Consider the following 17,482-nt stretch of genomic DNA (forward strand, 5'->3'; position numbering starts at 1 on the left):
CTCCTACAAGTATATCAATCCAGAGGTGGGTAGGGGCGGCTGCCATCGTTTTTCCACAAATTAACCAATGTTCTGCCACACCCCTTTTGTAAGCTTGGTCTTGTAAGATCATTCGAATCGACGAGGAGTGTTGTATTTATGAATCAACAGATGTTATTTAAAAAGTTAGCGCTGTCCGCCCTGCTAGTGTCCGCCGTTGCTGCACCGTCTGCAACGAACGCAGCAAGTGGAGCACAAGACGGAAACACGAAAACAACGGCCGCAGCCGTGGTTACTGCTGCCTCTAAAGGAACAATTGCCACTAAAGTAACCACTATTGATTGGGTAGATCCCCTGGAGTTGGCTAAGACCTACGCACCTAATACCCAAGAAGACTGGAAGAACACCTTGGATCAGTATTATAAGGTTGCTGGATTTAGTGTAACCGCACTTGCCGAGCTTGTGCCTGCGGAACTGGTGGAGGGAGTTCAATTATCAAAAGAAATACTATCCATCGAAGCTCTACCTGCGGGATATATTGAAGCTGGTCGTAACCTTGAAGTAGTACCTGTAGTCGATGATATGAAGGTAGATAGCAATATCACTACTTCAATTAAAGCTGTAGATGCGACTTCAATTGCTATTTCCATTCCAGATCTTAGCGACGCGGATAAAGCTTTTTTCAAAGCCCAAGATGATCTGAATAGTGCCGCTAAATCCAAAGATGCGACTGTGATCAAGGAAGCTTTAGCTAATCTGTTGGACCAATATAAAGAGAAGATCAAGGAGCTTGAAACAGCCAAATAACGGCGATTAGCGAGGCTTGATACAGAATAGAGATACTGAAAAGGGTAAAGATAAAAGACACCTCGCGGGGTGTCTTTTTTGTATGCATATCAATCTTCACGCTTTGCCTTTGGCCCTTACTTGCTTCCGCCAGTTCACACCGATCACCCCGGCGATGATCATCACTGTACCAGTCCAATGGTACCATTCCAGTTGCTCATTCAGCAGAAGTACACCACCGAGAATAGAGACAACTGTTGAAAGACTGCCGAAAATGCTCACGCGTGAAGCTTCCATCCGTGATAAAGCATAGTTGGAGAGGAAGGAGGTCACGAGGGAGGAGAGTACGCCGAGATAGAGCATGGAGAATATGAATTTTGGCTCTTGAAAAGGTGTGAAATACTGATCCAAGGTTCCTGCCGAACCATGCTTAATGATCGCCAGTCCATTAAAAAATATAAATCCGAATAAAGTAATCATATAGGTAAGTTCTTTGGGACTCCAGGTACGTGTCAGCTTTCGAGCCGCAACATTATAACCGGCAAGGGATAAAGCTGAGATTAGGATGAGCAAGACGCCCCAAAGACTAGAAGAAGAGATACTCAAACCTGGAATGGCAAAGATAAGAATAATGCCTGCAACTGAGATTAATGTAGAGATCTTTTGGAAGCTGCTCGTGGTTTCCTTCAAGAACATCGCCGCCAAAAGGATGGTGAAGATGGGCATTGTCGCCTGAATAATACCCGCTACAGCGGAGGTTGTATACAGAAGTCCATACGCTTGAAGGGTGAAATACAACGCTGGATACATTAAAGCCAGTGGGATTATCACTGCTGCCTTGGATATTCCAAAATTCACCCGCCCCCACCCTGGAAAAGTAAATAAAGAAGCGGCAAGGAAAGATAACGTGAAGCGATGAGCTAGCGTATCAAAAGGATCCGAGACGGTTAGGGCCATTTTTACAAATATAAAGGAAAACCCGACAATAATAGCATTCAAGACAGCTGCTGCTATCGCTTTTTGAGTAGAAGATGTATTCATTAGTAAAGACCTCCAAAGTGTTGCGCGCATTTAGGTACCGGTCCTGTTCTGCTCTTTATTCTAAGGCTAGAGTAGCTGTGCTACAATGTAATTATTATTCATCTGTACCGGTACAGAATAAGCTTGGAGGAAGGTGAAAGGGATGTATAAGTATTCGGAGTTAATCAACGAGCTGGAATTGCAAATTGCCGAGGATACGTATCGTGAGGGAGATAAATTACCGTCTATCCGGGAGTTGTCCTTACGTTATGGATGTAGTAAAAGTACGGTTATTCGCGCGTTGCAGGATCTTCAGGACAAACATTTAATCTATGCCGCCTCAAAAAGTGGTTATTATGTCATGAAACGAAGCGGACAGCGAAAAGACGAAGGTGCACATTGGATCGATTTTACGGTGTCTGCACCCGACCCGGATATTTTTCCGTATCTGGATTTCCAACATTGTATTAATAAAGCGATTGATATGTACCGCAATGACTTGTTCATCTATGGAACGCCGCAGGGGCTTCCTTCTCTTATTCGTGAAATGCAGCGCCATCTGGCTTCTTATCAGGTATTTGCCAATCCGGATCAGATTTTTATTACCTCAGGTGTGCAGCAGGCGCTTGGCGTATTGACCCGAATTCCTTTTCCGAATGGCAGGCAGCGAGTGCTGATTGAGCAGCCGGGTTACCCGTTGTTTATGGAATATCTGAAGACGTATGGCATTGAGACAGAGGGGATAAAGCGTTCGGACGCTGGGGTTGACTTGAATGAATTAGAGCGGTTATTTAAGACAGGCCAGTTCAAGTTCTTTTATACCGTCCCGCGATTTCATAATCCGCTTGGCGTCTCCTATACCCGTACCCAGAAGAAGGCGATTGCTCAGCTAGCAGCTAAATACGATGTGTACATCGTTGAGGATGACTACATGGCGGACTTGGAGCAGGATGCAAAAGAGGATCCGATCTACGCTTATGACGATGCTTCCCATGTGATCTATTTGAAAAGCTTTTCCAAAATTATTTTTCCGGGCCTGCGTGTCGGTGTCGCTGTACTGCCAGAGGTCCTGTGTGACTCTTTTAACCGATTCAAAAGACTGATGGATATAGATAGCTCTATGCTGTCTCAGGCTGCCCTGGAGTTGTATCTGAAAAGCGGAATGTTCGAGCGCCACCGAAAAAAGATGCGTTCCTGCTACGAAAAAAGATCCACGCTGCTCCATGAATCGATTATGAGAGAGTTAGATACAGCAACAGCACAGCATTATTCTTACCATCCAACCGGCCAGCTTGGCGTGCATACGTATCTGAAGCTTGGTGACAGCGTAAAGACAGAACAGATGATCAAACGTCTGCAAAAAAAGTTCATTCGCATCGAAATGGCGGACAGCGGTTATTTGCCCTCTTTTAATAAAGAGAAGATTCTAAAGCTTAATGTATCCAGTGTAAAAGAGCCGGATATTCGCTCTGGCATTGAACAGGTAATGCAAGAAATACGCTGAGAGCGCAGCGATAAATCAGTGGATAATAATGGTGGAAATGCTGGGAGCCATCTATAATAAAAGGTCAGTAATCCCTGGTTTCTCTATAAATATCCGAACACATTTTCTGGTGCAATCTTCCGCCGAGTCATGCGGACCCAGATGACGTTATTTGCTATTTTTTAGCCTTTGGAGCAGAGTTTCGGACCCCAGCGCCGCTATTCAAGTAGAAAGTGGTCATATTGAGTGGTGTTCACGCTAACAACGGCTATGGGGTCCGATAGCACTCTAAAAGTGGGAAAAAGCCGCTTTTAAGGTCAGCTGTGTCCGATATCGAATTGGCTAAGTGCAAATTACCAAGATGCTTTATCCATCTTTGCTTGGGTAGCGAGTATCAGCAACAAGCAAATTGAAAGTTGTCGTTCCTTTCGGTACAATCCATTCCAACATCGTATGATTCCATCAAAAAGGGTGATCACTTGCGTAAAGATACGAAAACCATCGGCGAGGTGGCTAAGCTGCTGGGCACAACTATTAAAACCGTTCGTTATTATGACGATATCGATCTATTGAAACCATCCAGCCACAGCGAAGGCGGACACCGTTTATATACTCCTGAAGATATTTCCCGCCTGCGGCTGATCACAACGTTACGTTATTTGGATTTCGGCATTGACGAGATTCGCCAAGTTATCGCTGGAGAAATCCAGCTCACTACAGCACTCAACTGGCAGATTGAAGCTTTGGAGACCCAGGTCAGTACGCTGACCAATATGATTTCGATTCTGCGCCAAGCCCAAGAGCATGTCTCAACAGGTGATTCCATGGATTACATGAATGAGCTGGTGGACTCTTTGTCCATGAATGCTGATAAGCGAACCCAGTTCATCTCCAGTAAAATAGAAGAAATACAGCCGCTCGGTCAATTGCCGTCCGAATGGCGGGATACCTTTTTATATTTGTTCAATAAATATATTATGAATGAAGTCAAAGTGACAGCCGCGCAAACCGTAGCTTGGAACGAACTACAAGCACTTATGAACGATACACAGTACATGGAGGAGCTTGTCCGATTTGAGCTGCCTTTTTTCAATATGGTTAGACATCCCCGCGTTCCCGCTGCGGTTTGGATTCGGACGCTGGAGAATATCCGAATTCGGGTAGAAGCAGCCTTGCAACAAAAACTATCAGCAGACAGCGCTGTTGTACAGGCAATTGTTGAAGATTTTGTGATGATGTATGCAGGTCCAGAGCAGTTCCGCGATAAAGCTGCCTTTTTCCGCCAATATGCTCATTTGATGCAAACTGCTGTTACCGAACGGATAGAACGCTTTAATAAACTATGCTTGCTCCTCAATCCCAAATGGGATGTTATTGTGAGAGGCAACGCCTTGCTGATGGAAGGGCTAGAATGGAAGCTTGCGCAGGAGAATTCTCATTCCGCACCTTGTTGAAGTGTATACTTCGGATGGTCTCCCAGGTTGTTATTCAAATATTGCAAGGGCTGTCCTTTTAAATAATGGTCAAAAAAATCCAGCGTATACTCATTAATCAGCTCATGTGTTCCGCGCACATCCACATGTTCCATCCATTCAAACAAGGGGGTAAGCAGATATAGATCTGAGAAGCTTATGTGCTTGCTTTGTTTGAAAGTCAGCCAATAGTTCCCGCCTGCAGTTACTGGCTCATACCGGGCGAATAGCTCATTATAGTAGGCTGTAATCTCTTTCCTATCCGTCCGTAGTGCGGCGATTTCAGCATCGCTGGTTTGGTCTACTCCTTTTAAGGTGTCATCGGCACTCATGAGCAAAAAAGGTTTCTTCAAGCCGTCTGCAGGAATCCGTTTTTCACCGTAAAGTACCCCATCCATATCAATGCCTGCTTGTATTCTTTGATCATCCATCAGCATCTGCACCGTCGTGGCTCCCCCAAAGGAATGACCGAACATACCCATATGTTCAAGATCGATCCGGCCTGTAAACAGACCACTAGGATCGTCCGCAGATAAGGTCTCCATTTGATCCAGCACAAACTTAGCATCTTCTACCCAGACTTCATTACGCCGATCCATAAAAGAATACTTCATTTGCTCATAGCCTGTTTTTCCTTCTGAATCAAACGTTACCACAGACTTGTCTGGAAATACCGAAGCTACGCTGCTATAAGCATGTTCAATCCCTACGACAATATAGCCGTGGCTTGCCAATTGCTCGACTTGAAAGGTGTTCTGATTCTTGTAGCCCATAAATCCATGTGAGAAAAGAAGCACCGGATATTTAGTTTCCGTATCTGCCAAACCGGCATTCGCAATAGCGTGGGTGTTGGCCAGTTTTAATCCTGAGAATAAAAACTCCGGCAATTGTAAAAATTCATGCAGCCCTTCTATATACGGAGTAGGATCAGATAAATATGGCGCCGGGCTCCCTGTAGACTCTGAACTTGCTGGATACCAGATTTGCACCATTAATTCGCGGGAGTCACCGGATGTTTCTGTGAACTTTTCTTCCCGTGCAGAATCGGTCCAATGGTAGGTGACGGTTCCTATCTTGTAAGGACCTGTGGGCTCCGCAAAAGAAAATACAGGGAACAGGAGGGGCAGAGCAATGGAAACGGCAGCATAAACCGCCCCAACTCCAGTCAGCACTAGTGTTTTCCAACGCCGTTGCGGTTTTCTTGCTGCCTTTGCTGCGGATCGGAAGAAAAGTCTTGTTCCGCCCACGATTGCCCATAGTGTGATCAGATACACTGGAATCATCGGCCACCGCAACCCTTCCACGAATGCATGGATAAGCAGTAAAGCAGTAGAAATCCCGCCGCCGATCAGCCACCCGCGCTGTGTTTTGGGCCGTCCTAAGGTTAGCCAACCCAACAACAATACATTAAATAAGACAAGTGTGATTTCAAGTAATCTCATAATCTATAATCCTCCTTGGTTTTCTTTTCTGGCTGCTGTACTGAATCCAAGTATAAAACCTCCTGTTAGGGGAGAATCAATTGCTCGCTGTGACTTCACTATATTTAGAGGATTATTTAAGATTTATAACAAGAAAAAAAAGAGACCGGGTTCGGTCTCTTTTAGTTATTTCTCGATAGGAGGTATGAATTAATTCGCAAAAAAGTTCGGCAGGAACTCTTTATTAGCTTCCAGCATTTCGTCCAGCATCCGAATCGCTACGTCCACGGACGGAACAAGCGGGTGATGTGCGAGCGCCTGAAGGGCAAGGGCGCGATCTCCGGTTACAGCGGCGTCAATCGCCAGCTGTTCATAGGTTTTGACAGCATGAATGAGTCCTTTAGCCATGGTTGGAATTTTGGTCAGTGGCAGAGGTAGCGGGCCGTTTTTGGTGACCACGCAGTTCACTTCAATGCTGGCGTCATCTGGCAGGAAGTCCAATATGCCGCGGTTAGCGACATTTAGGGTCTGAATGTCGTTTGATCCGTTATGGAGCGATCTCATGAGATTAACAGCTGCTTCTGAGTAAAAAGCACCGCCGCGCTGTTCCAGCTGCTTCGGCTTCTCGCTTAGCTCTAGATTGCCATAAAGCTCGAAGAGCTCTTCTTCTACACGTTTGACGACTTCAGCACGGTTAATGCCTTGTTTATGGGATTCCATCTGCTCTTCGAGCATGGCATCGGTCATATAGAAATATTTTAAATAGTATGAGGGCAGTGCATGAAGGGATTGCAGGAATTCCGGGTTCCATTCTCTTGCCGGTACGTTCTTAGCGCTGTAGCTGGTTGTATCTGCAAGCATATCATCCAGCTTGTCTTCACCTTCAACATCGATACGAGTAATCCAGTGCAAGTGGTTGAGGCCCACAAATTCGGCATATACGCGGTCTGCTGCTACATTATATTTGGCAGAGACTTGCTTGATCAGGCCGATAGGTGCGTTGCACAGGCCAATACTTTTAACCTTAGAATATTTCAGAACGGCTTCGGTGACCATCCCAGCAGGGTTAGTGAAATTGAGCAGCCATGCGTTGGGAGCCAGTTCCTCGATATCACGGCATACATCCAGAATAACAGGGATGGTGCGCAGTGCTTTCATCATTCCCCCAGGACCTGTTGTTTCTTGGCCAATAACGCCATATTTGAGCGGAATCGACTCATCACGGGCACGGGCATCAAGCATGCCGACACGCATCTGGGTGCTGACGAAGTCGGCGCCTTCGATAGCTTTACGGCGGTCTGTTGTCAGATGAACCTCAATCGGAAGGCCGGATTTCTCCACCATACGTTTTGCCAAGTTACCTACAATATTCAGCTTGCGAAGACCAGGCTCAATATCTACAAGCCATAATTCGCGCACGGGAAGTTCTTTATAGTGAAGAATGAATCCCTCTACTAATTCTGGGGTATACGAAGAACCTCCACCGATAACTGCAATCTTTAATCCTTGGTTAGCTGCCAAGATTAATCACTCCTGTCTTGTAGTTTGTTTGATCGATTCATAATCCTGAAATTTCCGCATTTTGTCATATACTTCACTACTAAGGGCCAATCCATCTTGATCCATAGCTGACCATACTGCACCGACTACAGGCTCTGTGGCAAGGGTAACCACGGTTGCCTGAGGGGCTGCAGCATGTACAGCTTTCTCGATAGGCTGGCGAATCCAACCGCGATCCCCTCGGGTTAGCAGACTTCCTGCCAGCACCACATCGAAGGTCTCCTGCTCCATGCCTAGCTTGTGAATGATAGCTGCCGCAGACTTACCTAGTTCAACCCCTTGCCGATGTAAAATCTCCAACGCTACGGCATCGCCTTCAGCTGCTGCTTCAAAGAGCAGGCGAGCAACATTTACAGGGACTTTTTTCCAATGATCGAGGAAATCGTGAAACAAATGCCCAACTTCCTCATAACCTAGCATTTTTAGCAGTAAGCCTGTTAAGAGGGTGGGCTGTTCCCGGCCGTCCCAAGCTCGGATAACGGAACGAAACACCTCAATATTGAGTGCGCCACCTCCGCCAAAATCACCGTACATATAGTCAAAGCCGCCGCATTGATAATGCTCTCCCTGCAGGTTTCTGCCTGCTGAATTGGTGCCGGTGCCGCAGATGAGCGCGACACCATATGGGCGATTCGTTCCGGCGCGTAGACCGATCATAGTGTCACAGTTAATAGTGTATTTGGTGAATCCTATCTGGCGTATCATCGGATGGAGAATAGCGTAGTCGGCCTCGCGATCAGCACCGGCAAGTCCGAGATAGGTATGCTGGATGTCTTCCAACCGGAGTCCGGCTTCAGCCAGTGCCCCGAATGTGGCCTCTTGAATACTGTTGGCGGCCTCAAGGGCGCCTGTCTGGTGGTTGCCGTTACCGCTCTTGCCTTTACCAAGAACATTGCCATGTTCATCGCTTAGCAGAGCATAGGTTTTCGTGCCTCCCCCATCGATCCCCAAGTAGTAAGTCAATGGTCGTCACTCCTAGTGTATAAAATTTAATCTACTCAGCTCCGGTAGACTCACGTACGATAAGTTCCGGATCAATCCGCATCCCGGCTCCGCGTTTCATCTTTCCAGAGATGCGTTTGAGCAGCATATCCGCGGCTGCCAGCCCGATTTTATCCGCAGGCTGACGTATTGTTGTCAGATGTGGATGAAGCTGTGAAGCAATATAATGATCGTCATAGCCGACCACTGCCACCTCTTCGGGTACCTGAATACCCGCTTCCATCAGGGCATTGATGACTCCTAGCGCGATATTGTCATCCCCGGCGAATACGGCGGTGGGCAGCTTTCCTTCCTTCAGCCAACGTTTGCAGGTATCGTATCCCATCCCAATATCGAAATCACCTGGTACGATCTCAAAGGGGGTCAGCCCTTGTTCCTGAAGCGCCTGTAGGAATCCACTGCGCCGCTCCCGCGTACTCCGGAACATTTCCTGACCGCAGAGATGAGCGATTGAAGTATGTCCCAGCTCCAGCAGATGACGCGTAGCTGCATATCCCCCCTTGAAGTTGTCGATCGTGATGGAGTAGGTATCATTTTCGGGCTTCTGATTATCTATCAGCACATAAGGGATACCCCGCCGTTTTAACTCCACAATATAATTGTCCTCTTCCATCGGAGAGAGCAGAATTAAGCCGTCTACACGATCCTCCTGAATTAAATAATGGCTGTCATCCGATTCGATGCCTGTTGAGATAGATATGGCTAAAAAATAACCATGCATCGCTAATATTTCATTCAGCTCTTTGACCACTGCGTCAAAAAAGGAATCTTGCAGGGTAGTGACAATAATGCCGATAATTCCCGTCTTACCGCTTGCCAGACTGCGTGCCGCAGCATTAGGGCGGTAATCCAGCTCTTTAATTGCCTCCAGTACCTTTTGGCGATTATTCTCACGCACCGATTCGGCCCCATTTAACACCCGGGATACGGTTACAACGGATAATCCGGATTTTTTGGCTACATCAAAAATACTCACTTTCATCTTTAATTCTCCTCACGGCAGATTTTCCGATCCTGTTTTCTACTTTCAGTATACAGGGTTGGCAGACTGTCCGCTAAACGTATGATTTCACGCAGGTATACCGTCCCTAAAGGGGGCGGTATACCTGCCAAACAGTTATCGCTGAATGATCTCTGTAACCTTCTTCTGAATCGTCGCCATCACCTCTTCAACCGTCTTATGTCCAGTTTCTACTGGCTGCAATTCATTAATGAACATGTCATTAATTTGCGAGTAGTTGGTGATTAAGTGGTTATAGGATTCGAAGCCGTAGTTAACAGCACCCTCGTAGACATTTTTGATATCCTGTGGATCGATACCGTCAAAATGTTTATAGTAAGCTTCTGCAGCTTCGGTGTTGACTGGCGGGTTACCGCCACTAAGCTCAATGGATTTCTCTTGCACTTCGCTTGTGATCAGGTATTTGATCCATTCAAAAGCTTCCTTCGGATGTTTGGAGTCCTTCAAGATCAGCAGCGGATCGACATAAAGGGTGCTGCGTACCTTATCGTTGCCTCCCCATGGGACAGCAGCAACGCCAATTTTGAAGGGGAAGTCATTTGCGCCTGCAAGGTTCCATGAGCCTCCGATAGACATGCCGATTTTACCAGCAACAAAGGGATCACCGTTCTGTCCAGCTACGCTTTTGCTCCATTCGGAAGAAGGAGAGACTTTATCCTTAAAGACAAGATCAAAAAGCTTGTTGTAGGCAGCGATCACCTCGGAGGAGTCAAAATAAGTCTCGGAAGGCACGCCGCCATTAGTCCATGTATCTTCTGAGTAAGGCTCCGCTCCAAAATATAATGGCCGCATATCGCGTTCGGACCAAGTGAAGTCTACGCCATATTGAGTTTTGGCAATATCATCGGATACAAGCGTCATTTGTTTAGCTTCTTCGACCATTTTTTCAAACGTCCAGCTCTTATCTTCATAATCGCTTGTTGGATAAGTCAGTTTGGCGGCATCAAACATGTCTTTGTTATAGAGCATTAAGGTGACATACATATTGACCGGGATGCCGTAAGTGTGATCTTTAACCTTGTAGATGCCCATCAGATTCTCTGGGATGCTGTAATCCTCTGCCTTGAAACCATCCTCTTTCATAAGGTCGGTCATATCGAGCAACATACCCTTATTGTAGTATTCTGCGAAACCTCCATACCCCCAGTGACTTGTCACGTCGGGCGATTTGCCGCCGGCAATTAGCGTTTGCAGCTTGCTGTCGAACTGCTCATATGGCGCTTTTTCCACTTTCACTTTAATATTCGGATGCTGCTTCTCGAAATCAGGGATTAACTTTTCGACAAATGTGCGGTCTTCTGAATCTATTGTGTAATGGGTAATCGTTACCGTTTCTGCTTTGCCTCCAGAATTAGTAGAGCTACCGTCTCCTTCAGATAGGGCGTTACCCGCCGATTTGCCGCCGCTACAGCCTGATAAGGCTAGAACAACGAGCATGGTTGCTGCAAGTAAAAGTGCAATACTTTTCCTGTTCTTGTTCATTAGCTAAACCCTCCATGATTTCAAGTATATTTGGCCGCCTTATGGCGGATTATTACTTAATCCCTGTAAGTACAATCCCTTCGACGAACTGTTTCTGGGCTACAGCAAACAGCGTAACGATTGGGACCATAGCTAGAACCGAAGCAACCATTAGCAGATGCCAAGGTGGAATGCGGAACCTCGATGAGGTAAGAGAAGCCATCCCGACGGGTAGCGTGAACTTATCTGATGAGCTTAAGTAAAGCACTGGCGTAAGCAGATCATTCCAGTTGTAGATAAAAGCAAAGATAGCTACGGTTGCAAGTGCAGGTTTGGAGAGTGGGATTGCTATGGTAGCCCACATCCGTATTTCGCCACAGCCATCAATGCGTCCCGCATCAAACAGCTCTTCAGGCAATGTGGAGAAGAATTGGCGCAGCAGAAAAATATTATAGGCTGAGCCGAAGAAAGCAGGCACGATCAAGGGTAAAAAGGTATCGATCCAATTCATTTGCGAAAAGAGTACAAATTGCGGAATCATAATGGCTGGATAAGGTAACATCATGGTGCTAAGCAGCAGGATGAACCACACCTGATTACCTGTACCTCTGAATCTGGCGAATCCATAGGCGACTAGCGCCGATGAAATCAAGGTTCCCACAACACTAAAGCCGGCGATAATCAGACTGTTTTTATAAAGTGTACCGAACTGCAGAGTATCAAATATTTCTGTGTAATTGCTCCACTGCCAGCTCTCCGGAAGAAAGGTGGGTGGGAACTTCAGCATCTCACGTTTGGACTTAAGTGAAGTGGAGACCATGAAGAACAAAGGAAGCAGCATCAGAAATGTTGTAACTACTAAAGTGATAAAGCTGAAAATCTTAACAGGCTCCGCTTTCCGGCGACGTTTTGTTCCTTTAGTCCGGGGGCTTAGCGCTCTGACTGTACTCATTTGCGTCCGCCTCCTTCATAGTGAACATAACGGTTAGACAATTTCATAATTAGTGCGGTGCACAGCATAACTACGATAAGGAGCACCCATGCCAAGGCTGAGGAATAACCGGCACGATATTCTTTGAAAGCGCTGGTGTAGAGATTATAGACATAGAACCAGGTAGAGTAATTCGGCCCCCCTTGAGTCATGACAAAAGCTTGGGTAAAGACTTGGAAGGAATCGATCAGTCCCATAATTAGTTGAAAGAGCAACACGGGAGAGATCATCGGTAAGGTAATGTTCAGGAAGATTCTGAAGCGCCCTGCACCGTCAAGGTTAGCGGCTTCGATCAAGCTTGCCGGTACGCCTTGCAGACCTGCGAGGAATAAAATCATTCCTGAACCTGCTGTCCAGAAGGTCATGATGATCAAGGCATATAGCGCAGTGTCTGGGTTCATCAGCCAAGCCGGTCCATGAATACCGAACCAGGAAAGGATGTAATTGAAGAGCCCGATCTGCGGGTTGAAGATCCAGTACCACAGCAGGGACATGGCCACGCCGGATACCATGCTTGGAAAATACATTGCTGTTCTGAAAAAGCCGCGTAGAGGAATGGTCTGGTGGAGCAATAGCGCAAAGCCAAGACCGAGCGCAAGCTGGATAGGTACACCGATGAAGGTATATCTCAACGTGACAACCACCGATTTCCAGAACAGGTCATTGTGAAACATCTCTGTGTAGTTAGCGAGCCCGATAAATTTAGGTGGGTGTATGATGTCATAATCAGTAAAGCTGAAGTAAAGCGATGATAAGATAGGATACAGGGCGAATACTAGGAAGCCGATAATCCAAGGAGAAATGAACAGATACATGTAGAACGTCTGCCGCCTGTTCTCGCGATTGATCATGACACACCAACCTCTCGTTTTAAAAGTATAAGCGCTTTAACTTTTGATCATACTAACACTATTAATTAGCAATAATAGTAGGTGAAAAGTTATTAAAGTTTAACCGCTTTAACTTTTTGATTCGCTTTAATAAGCTTATCATAGAGGATGATCACTAAATAATCAACACTTATTTTAACTATAAAAGCGCTATCAGTCATTAAACGTAACATATATTCTGCGATTTTTGTGAAAAACGGACCTAAAACAAGATTGGAGGGATGAATGTGTTAACTATTATAACGTAATATTATTATTTTTTATTGATATTTCTCATGCTATGATTAGGTTTGGTCATATTTTGTTAGAAATGAGGAAACTGAATGACGACTAGACCTTACTTAAAAATGATCCAGCATTCTGTTACAGCCTCAGGGATTGGCTTTGAGGAAATTACACCGAATTTCGTATATAGAGCGACAGATGGAGTGAAATCATTTGTGATGGTAGACGCTGAAATCGGACTAAATAACAGTGCTTCTACGATCATTGCCATGAGTAAATCTCTAACTTATGATGTTTTGCATAAGGCGAATATCCCAGCCGTAGAACATATTTATTTGCCGCATCCAGACTCCAAATTTAGCAATTTGAATCCATATCCATTGGCTGAGCGTTATTTCCAAGCGTGCAATGGGGAGGTAGTTATGAAGCAGGATAACGGGGCGCAGGGAAATCATGTGTACAAAATCAATGAGATAGCCGATCTGCATGAAAAGCTGGATTTATTATTTTCTTTACAGCTTAATGGGGCAATAGGTCCTTATTATGAAGCGGAGATTGAGTATAGAATTGTAACTTTTAATTATCAGGCTCGTGTATTCCTTGGCAAAAAAAGAGTTCGTTCGTGGAAGCATAATTTGATTAACGGGGCTGTTACGATTGAGGTGAAAGATCAGGCCAAACAAGAGGCACTGGCGGAGCTGGCCTCCCGGACCTCTAAAGCGCTGGGCCTTGATTTCTGCTCAGTAGATATCTTAGAGACAAATCAAGGCTTGATGGTGATCGAAGTCAACCATAAGGTAATGTTAGATGAATATTGCAAGCAAAATCCAAGTGAAGTACCTGGCCTCTCAGACCTTTACAGGGAAGTTATTCTTCAGCGTATGAATCAGTTATAAGCCGATATTCAGCAGCGATTGTCCGAATAATCTTTTGGCATTTCCGATTAGAGTTTGCGTACCCACGATTACAATAATCTCCGAAGGTGATTGTTCTTTAACATACGTAAGAGCATCCTCTAAACAAGGGAATTCGGAACTTTTTTCGAGAAAACTTTTAGCGATAAGCAGGGCATCCGTAGGGAAAATTAGATGGCTTATATCGGGTTTGGTTACGATTAGTTGATCCGAGACTGTGCTCATGACTTCGATGACCCCTGTGTAATCTTTATCCTTAGGGACACCGATGATGGATGTGACGGTACGGCTGCGCTCAAGATTCACTAATTGAATAAGTTCAGCCAGATAGCTTGCAGAATCTCTATGAATAGCTCCGTCAATAATCGTCAGCGGGTCATGACAGATAACTTCACAACGGCCCGGCCATTGTAATTGTTTAAAACAGTGGTGTACGATCTCCTGATCCAAGGGTCCCCCTGTAATCTCTTCACAAAGTGACACTGCACTGGCAGCATTGACCGCTTGAAACTGTCCCAATAGCGGGAGGGTCAAGGCTGGATAAAAGGCTTGCTTCGTCCGGACATCAAAAGTAGTTCCGATAGAAGTGGTTGTGATAGATTCAGCTAGAAACTGTTCTTCATAATATTGTACAGGGTTGGAGGAAAGGTTGTCCTTCATGATCGCAAGAACGTCGGATTTCTGTTTGCTAACATAGACGTTTGTTGTGTTGTTTTTGATAATCCCCAGCTTGTGTAATGTAATGCTGTTCAGATCAGGTCCCAAATGGGCTACATGCTCTTCCATAATCGGGGTAATGACAGCCCAGTCATTGCTCAGGACATTGGTGTCATCAAATCTTCCTCCTCTACCGCATTCAATCACATTGATATCTGTACCCTTCTCTTTAAAGTACAAAGCTGCAATAGCCAAAGCAACCCCAACCGGACCTTGATATTCGTCAGCAGCAAGCTGCTCCTCAAGCTGGTGGAAGCCCCTGTGAATTACATTACCTAATCGTACAAAATCTTCAGTGGCTATTGCCTGCCCATTGATCCGGATTCTTTCGTTGAAATCTACCAGGTGAGGGGAGGTGAATAATCCCACTTTATATCCCAAGTGACTTAGCAGAGAGGAAATAAATCTAGAGGTGGAGCCTTTACCTTTACTGCCGGTGACCAGTATGTATTTTTGATTACGATCCGGACTTCCAACTGCATCCAGTAATGCTCTGGTGAACTCCGGTTTTCTAACTTCTTCATCCAAAGTCTCTGTAATGTTGTTAATGGCCCTTAGGTAAGAGCTGTAGATCATATCTTCTACTTGGGATTGTGAAGTGAATTCCACGGAAATCCCTCCATTTAATTAATTTTGGCGCGTTCCTCAGATAGTGTTGTGTAGATGATAATCGGAAGTAACACAAGAGAAATGATGACGGTCAGAGCGATGCTCCAGTTCAAATCTTTATATAGCTGTACTATGGTGAACAACAAAGCGATAACAGGTAAGACCAGTTTGTTTAAGTGCTTTAGGAATAAGGAGTACATACTTCTTTTTACGGTAACTGATGTGCCGATGCTTGGGATTTCTAACTCGTTACGCGATAAGGCGGTGATCCCGATAAATAAGTGGCTGTCGATAAATTTAAGCTGCTCATTATCCGCATGTAGCTTGACCGACTGGGCAATATGCTCCGTATCGATGTCTAAGATGGGGATGGTGATTTGTTTTGAATTATAGGTGATCACGATCTGATCTGTTTCTTCCATGCCTAGCAGTTTTCTAACATTCGGATGAATTCTGCATAAATTCTGGTGCTCATCAAAAGGGTAAGGATGGCCCACTCTGAGGGTGAGCTCTCTTTTGCCAATAAAAAAGTTCCCTAATGCACTTAAGGACCGTTGGATCAGTTGATTTATAAGTTTATGTATGCCTGGCTTGGGTTGAGAACGCGTCCTAGCGCGAGTAATGATTAATGGGTCATGCCCCTCGGAATGGGTTTCCAGCAATAACATGATGTATCTGTTGAAGTAAAGGGTATTCGGTTTGGCTGTGCTATCTTCTCGTAAAGTTAGGTTTACCCGGAAGCCATTTTTGGGATTGATAAGTTCTACTTGATTCGTATATTTACGGACGAGTGCTGGACAGGCTTTTACATAGGGTTTAGCAATCTCGTCCACTTTAGGAATTCCCCGAAGAACTGTGTCGTATTCTGGCTTCGTTATAGTTAATCCTGCAGTGAGGCAGTCCCCAAGCTTGTCCTTTGCCCGCTTGGATAATTGGATTGAACCTCTTGGCACCTCATCTGCCGATAAAATTAAACAGCTGACTTTCACACCATTCTCTGCTGTAAGATCAACGAAGATATGCTGGACTAAACCTAATTCCTTTAACTCTTCAGAGTTCATTGTGATTTCTTCACGAGGTTGAAGGCTTTGTTTGTCTAGAATAGTAAAGGTTTGCTCGATAATAATGTCAGACACCGCCCAATAGTTTAATGATTTGTTCAAGGGAATGAATGGTTTTTTGGAATAAATCAAACGCATTCGGGTTACGATAATTTCGATTAATTTCAATTTGAATACTTTGAACTAACAATTCTTTAGCGCAATATGAAGTAATCGTTCCAGGATGGGATGCGGAAAATGTATGATTTTGTCGAACTTTGGTAATACCATTATTGTTAAAGATGCCTACGACGTCATTTAAATTATTTTCTCGTATAGAGGTTCCGTACAGAGTCCCTAGATCAATATCAAACTCTCGAAGTTTGGAAGCCCCGTGCAGATCGATCACAAACTGAATGCGATGTTCTTTGACAAGCGCTCGTAGCGCAGCCTTATATTCTCCGCCTAAGATGTAATTTGGGTCTTCTTTGGAGAAGCTATTTGAATAAATACAGTAGCAATTAGTGAGCTTTTGTAACAAGAGGGCAAGGGAGCCTGTATACATGTCAGCTGGTTTTACAGCATGTTCTCGAAAATGGTTAATGGCATGTGGAGCTGAGACAAGTACAGGAAGGGAGCCTTCTACAATTGAGTAGGAGGGATCTACCCCGATATCGCCAAAATAATTATTATTGGAGAATTGTAGCTCATACTGTTCGATCAGAGATAAAATATGCAATCACCTATTCATAGTTATTTAATGGGTCTTAACCATTAGTATGTCCTAAGCATTCACCATTCATGAATAAGGATGATCCTATTATAACGCTTGCAAGGTTTGCCGTGGGCAGTTTTTCCATAAAATGATTCTAAAAGATTGGCTATTGAAAA

General features: G+C 45.0%; 15 protein-coding genes. 4 read left to right on the forward strand and 11 right to left on the reverse strand.

Annotation, left to right across the window (positions count from 1 at the left end; genetic code table 11):
• Positions 1-138 precede the first annotated feature (138 nt).
• The gene (locus NSS82_RS01450) at positions 139-786 is read left to right on the forward strand and encodes a hypothetical protein (RefSeq protein ID WP_076107301.1); all 648 of its coding nucleotides are present in this window, start codon (positions 139-141) and stop codon (positions 784-786) included.
• A 96-nt stretch (positions 787-882) separates the two neighbouring features.
• Here NSS82_RS01450 and NSS82_RS01455 read toward each other — a convergent pair whose 3' ends face one another.
• Positions 883-1,806 (reverse strand): DMT family transporter, encoded by a 924-nt coding sequence (locus tag NSS82_RS01455; RefSeq protein WP_076274141.1) that lies wholly within the window; start codon positions 1,804-1,806, stop codon positions 883-885.
• A 142-nt stretch (positions 1,807-1,948) separates the two neighbouring features.
• Here NSS82_RS01455 and NSS82_RS01460 point away from each other — a divergent pair, with 142 nt between their 5' ends.
• Both NSS82_RS01460 and NSS82_RS01465 read left to right on the forward strand, forming a co-directional pair.
• Positions 1,949-3,289, forward strand: a complete 1,341-nt coding sequence (locus tag NSS82_RS01460; RefSeq protein ID WP_076107303.1) for an aminotransferase-like domain-containing protein — start codon at positions 1,949-1,951, stop codon at positions 3,287-3,289.
• Between the two features lie 395 nt (positions 3,290-3,684).
• Positions 3,685-4,722 (forward strand): MerR family transcriptional regulator, encoded by a 1,038-nt coding sequence (locus NSS82_RS01465; RefSeq protein ID WP_249267709.1) that lies wholly within the window; start codon positions 3,685-3,687, stop codon positions 4,720-4,722.
• Here the strand turns inward: NSS82_RS01465 and NSS82_RS01470 are convergent.
• The 7 genes from NSS82_RS01470 to NSS82_RS01500 form a co-directional block, all read right to left on the reverse strand.
• Entirely contained in the window at positions 4,704-6,182 is a 1,479-nt protein-coding gene (locus NSS82_RS01470) for an alpha/beta hydrolase (protein WP_076107304.1), read from the reverse strand. The genes NSS82_RS01465 and NSS82_RS01470 overlap by 19 nt on opposite strands.
• 189 nt (positions 6,183-6,371) lie before the next feature.
• A complete protein-coding gene (locus tag NSS82_RS01475; protein WP_076101120.1) occupies positions 6,372-7,682 on the reverse strand; it encodes a 6-phospho-beta-glucosidase in 1,311 nt (436 codons plus the stop codon).
• A 6-nt stretch (positions 7,683-7,688) separates the two neighbouring features.
• A complete protein-coding gene (locus tag NSS82_RS01480; RefSeq protein ID WP_076107306.1) occupies positions 7,689-8,684 on the reverse strand; it encodes an N-acetylglucosamine kinase in 996 nt (331 codons plus the stop codon).
• 31 nt (positions 8,685-8,715) lie between these two features.
• The gene (locus NSS82_RS01485) at positions 8,716-9,705 is read right to left on the reverse strand and encodes a LacI family DNA-binding transcriptional regulator (RefSeq protein ID WP_076101123.1); all 990 of its coding nucleotides are present in this window, start codon (positions 9,703-9,705) and stop codon (positions 8,716-8,718) included.
• Between the two features lie 135 nt (positions 9,706-9,840).
• Entirely contained in the window at positions 9,841-11,226 is a 1,386-nt protein-coding gene (locus tag NSS82_RS01490; protein WP_076274140.1) for an ABC transporter substrate-binding protein, read from the reverse strand.
• 52 nt (positions 11,227-11,278) lie between these two features.
• A complete protein-coding gene (locus tag NSS82_RS01495) occupies positions 11,279-12,157 on the reverse strand; it encodes a carbohydrate ABC transporter permease (protein ID WP_038568194.1) in 879 nt (292 codons plus the stop codon).
• Positions 12,154-13,047, reverse strand: coding sequence for a carbohydrate ABC transporter permease (locus NSS82_RS01500; RefSeq protein WP_036687229.1), 894 nt, complete (start codon positions 13,045-13,047; stop codon positions 12,154-12,156). The genes NSS82_RS01495 and NSS82_RS01500 overlap by 4 nt, the downstream gene beginning before the upstream one ends.
• A gap of 362 nt (positions 13,048-13,409) precedes the next feature.
• On the opposite strand from NSS82_RS01500, the gene NSS82_RS01505 reads away from it, so the two are divergent.
• Positions 13,410-14,207 (forward strand): ATP-grasp domain-containing protein, encoded by a 798-nt coding sequence (locus tag NSS82_RS01505; RefSeq protein WP_076274139.1) that lies wholly within the window; start codon positions 13,410-13,412, stop codon positions 14,205-14,207.
• Here the strand turns inward: NSS82_RS01505 and NSS82_RS01510 are convergent.
• Genes NSS82_RS01510 through NSS82_RS01520 form a run of 3 tightly spaced genes read right to left on the reverse strand, consistent with a single transcriptional unit; the run spans position 14,202 to position 17,330 of the window.
• Complete coding sequence (locus NSS82_RS01510; protein WP_076274138.1) at positions 14,202-15,551, reverse strand: bifunctional folylpolyglutamate synthase/dihydrofolate synthase; 1,350 nt, start codon at positions 15,549-15,551, stop codon at positions 14,202-14,204. The two genes, NSS82_RS01505 and NSS82_RS01510, sit on opposite strands and share 6 nt — an antisense overlap.
• A gap of 14 nt (positions 15,552-15,565) precedes the next feature.
• Entirely contained in the window at positions 15,566-16,714 is a 1,149-nt protein-coding gene (locus NSS82_RS01515; protein ID WP_143766701.1) for a hypothetical protein, read from the reverse strand.
• Complete coding sequence (locus NSS82_RS01520) at positions 16,680-17,330, reverse strand: N-formylglutamate amidohydrolase (RefSeq protein WP_076135409.1); 651 nt, start codon at positions 17,328-17,330, stop codon at positions 16,680-16,682. The genes NSS82_RS01515 and NSS82_RS01520 overlap by 35 nt, the downstream gene beginning before the upstream one ends.
• Positions 17,331-17,482: the final 152 nt, after the last annotated feature.

This window comes from Paenibacillus sp. FSL H7-0735 (assembly GCF_038008505.1).
Taxonomy (GTDB): domain Bacteria; phylum Bacillota; class Bacilli; order Paenibacillales; family Paenibacillaceae; genus Paenibacillus_AQ; species Paenibacillus_AQ odorifer.

What these genes read in the sequence shown, in the direction of transcription:
- NSS82_RS01490 (WP_076274140.1), bottom strand. Translation starts at nt 11,226, where the DNA reads ATGAACAAGAACAGGAAAAGTATTGCACTTTTACTTGCAGCAACCATG.
- NSS82_RS01495 (WP_038568194.1), bottom strand. Translation starts at nt 12,157, where the DNA reads ATGAGTACAGTCAGAGCGCTAAGCCCCCGGACTAAAGGAACAAAACGT.
- NSS82_RS01470 (WP_076107304.1), bottom strand. Translation starts at nt 6,182, where the DNA reads ATGAGATTACTTGAAATCACACTTGTCTTATTTAATGTATTGTTGTTG.
- NSS82_RS01505 (WP_076274139.1), top strand. Translation starts at nt 13,410, where the DNA reads ATGACGACTAGACCTTACTTAAAAATGATCCAGCATTCTGTTACAGCC.
- NSS82_RS01460 (WP_076107303.1), top strand. Translation starts at nt 1,949, where the DNA reads ATGTATAAGTATTCGGAGTTAATCAACGAGCTGGAATTGCAAATTGCC.
- NSS82_RS01500 (WP_036687229.1), bottom strand. Translation starts at nt 13,047, where the DNA reads ATGATCAATCGCGAGAACAGGCGGCAGACGTTCTACATGTATCTGTTC.
- NSS82_RS01485 (WP_076101123.1), bottom strand. Translation starts at nt 9,705, where the DNA reads ATGAAAGTGAGTATTTTTGATGTAGCCAAAAAATCCGGATTATCCGTT.
- NSS82_RS01455 (WP_076274141.1), bottom strand. Translation starts at nt 1,806, where the DNA reads ATGAATACATCTTCTACTCAAAAAGCGATAGCAGCAGCTGTCTTGAAT.
- NSS82_RS01450 (WP_076107301.1), top strand. Translation starts at nt 139, where the DNA reads ATGAATCAACAGATGTTATTTAAAAAGTTAGCGCTGTCCGCCCTGCTA.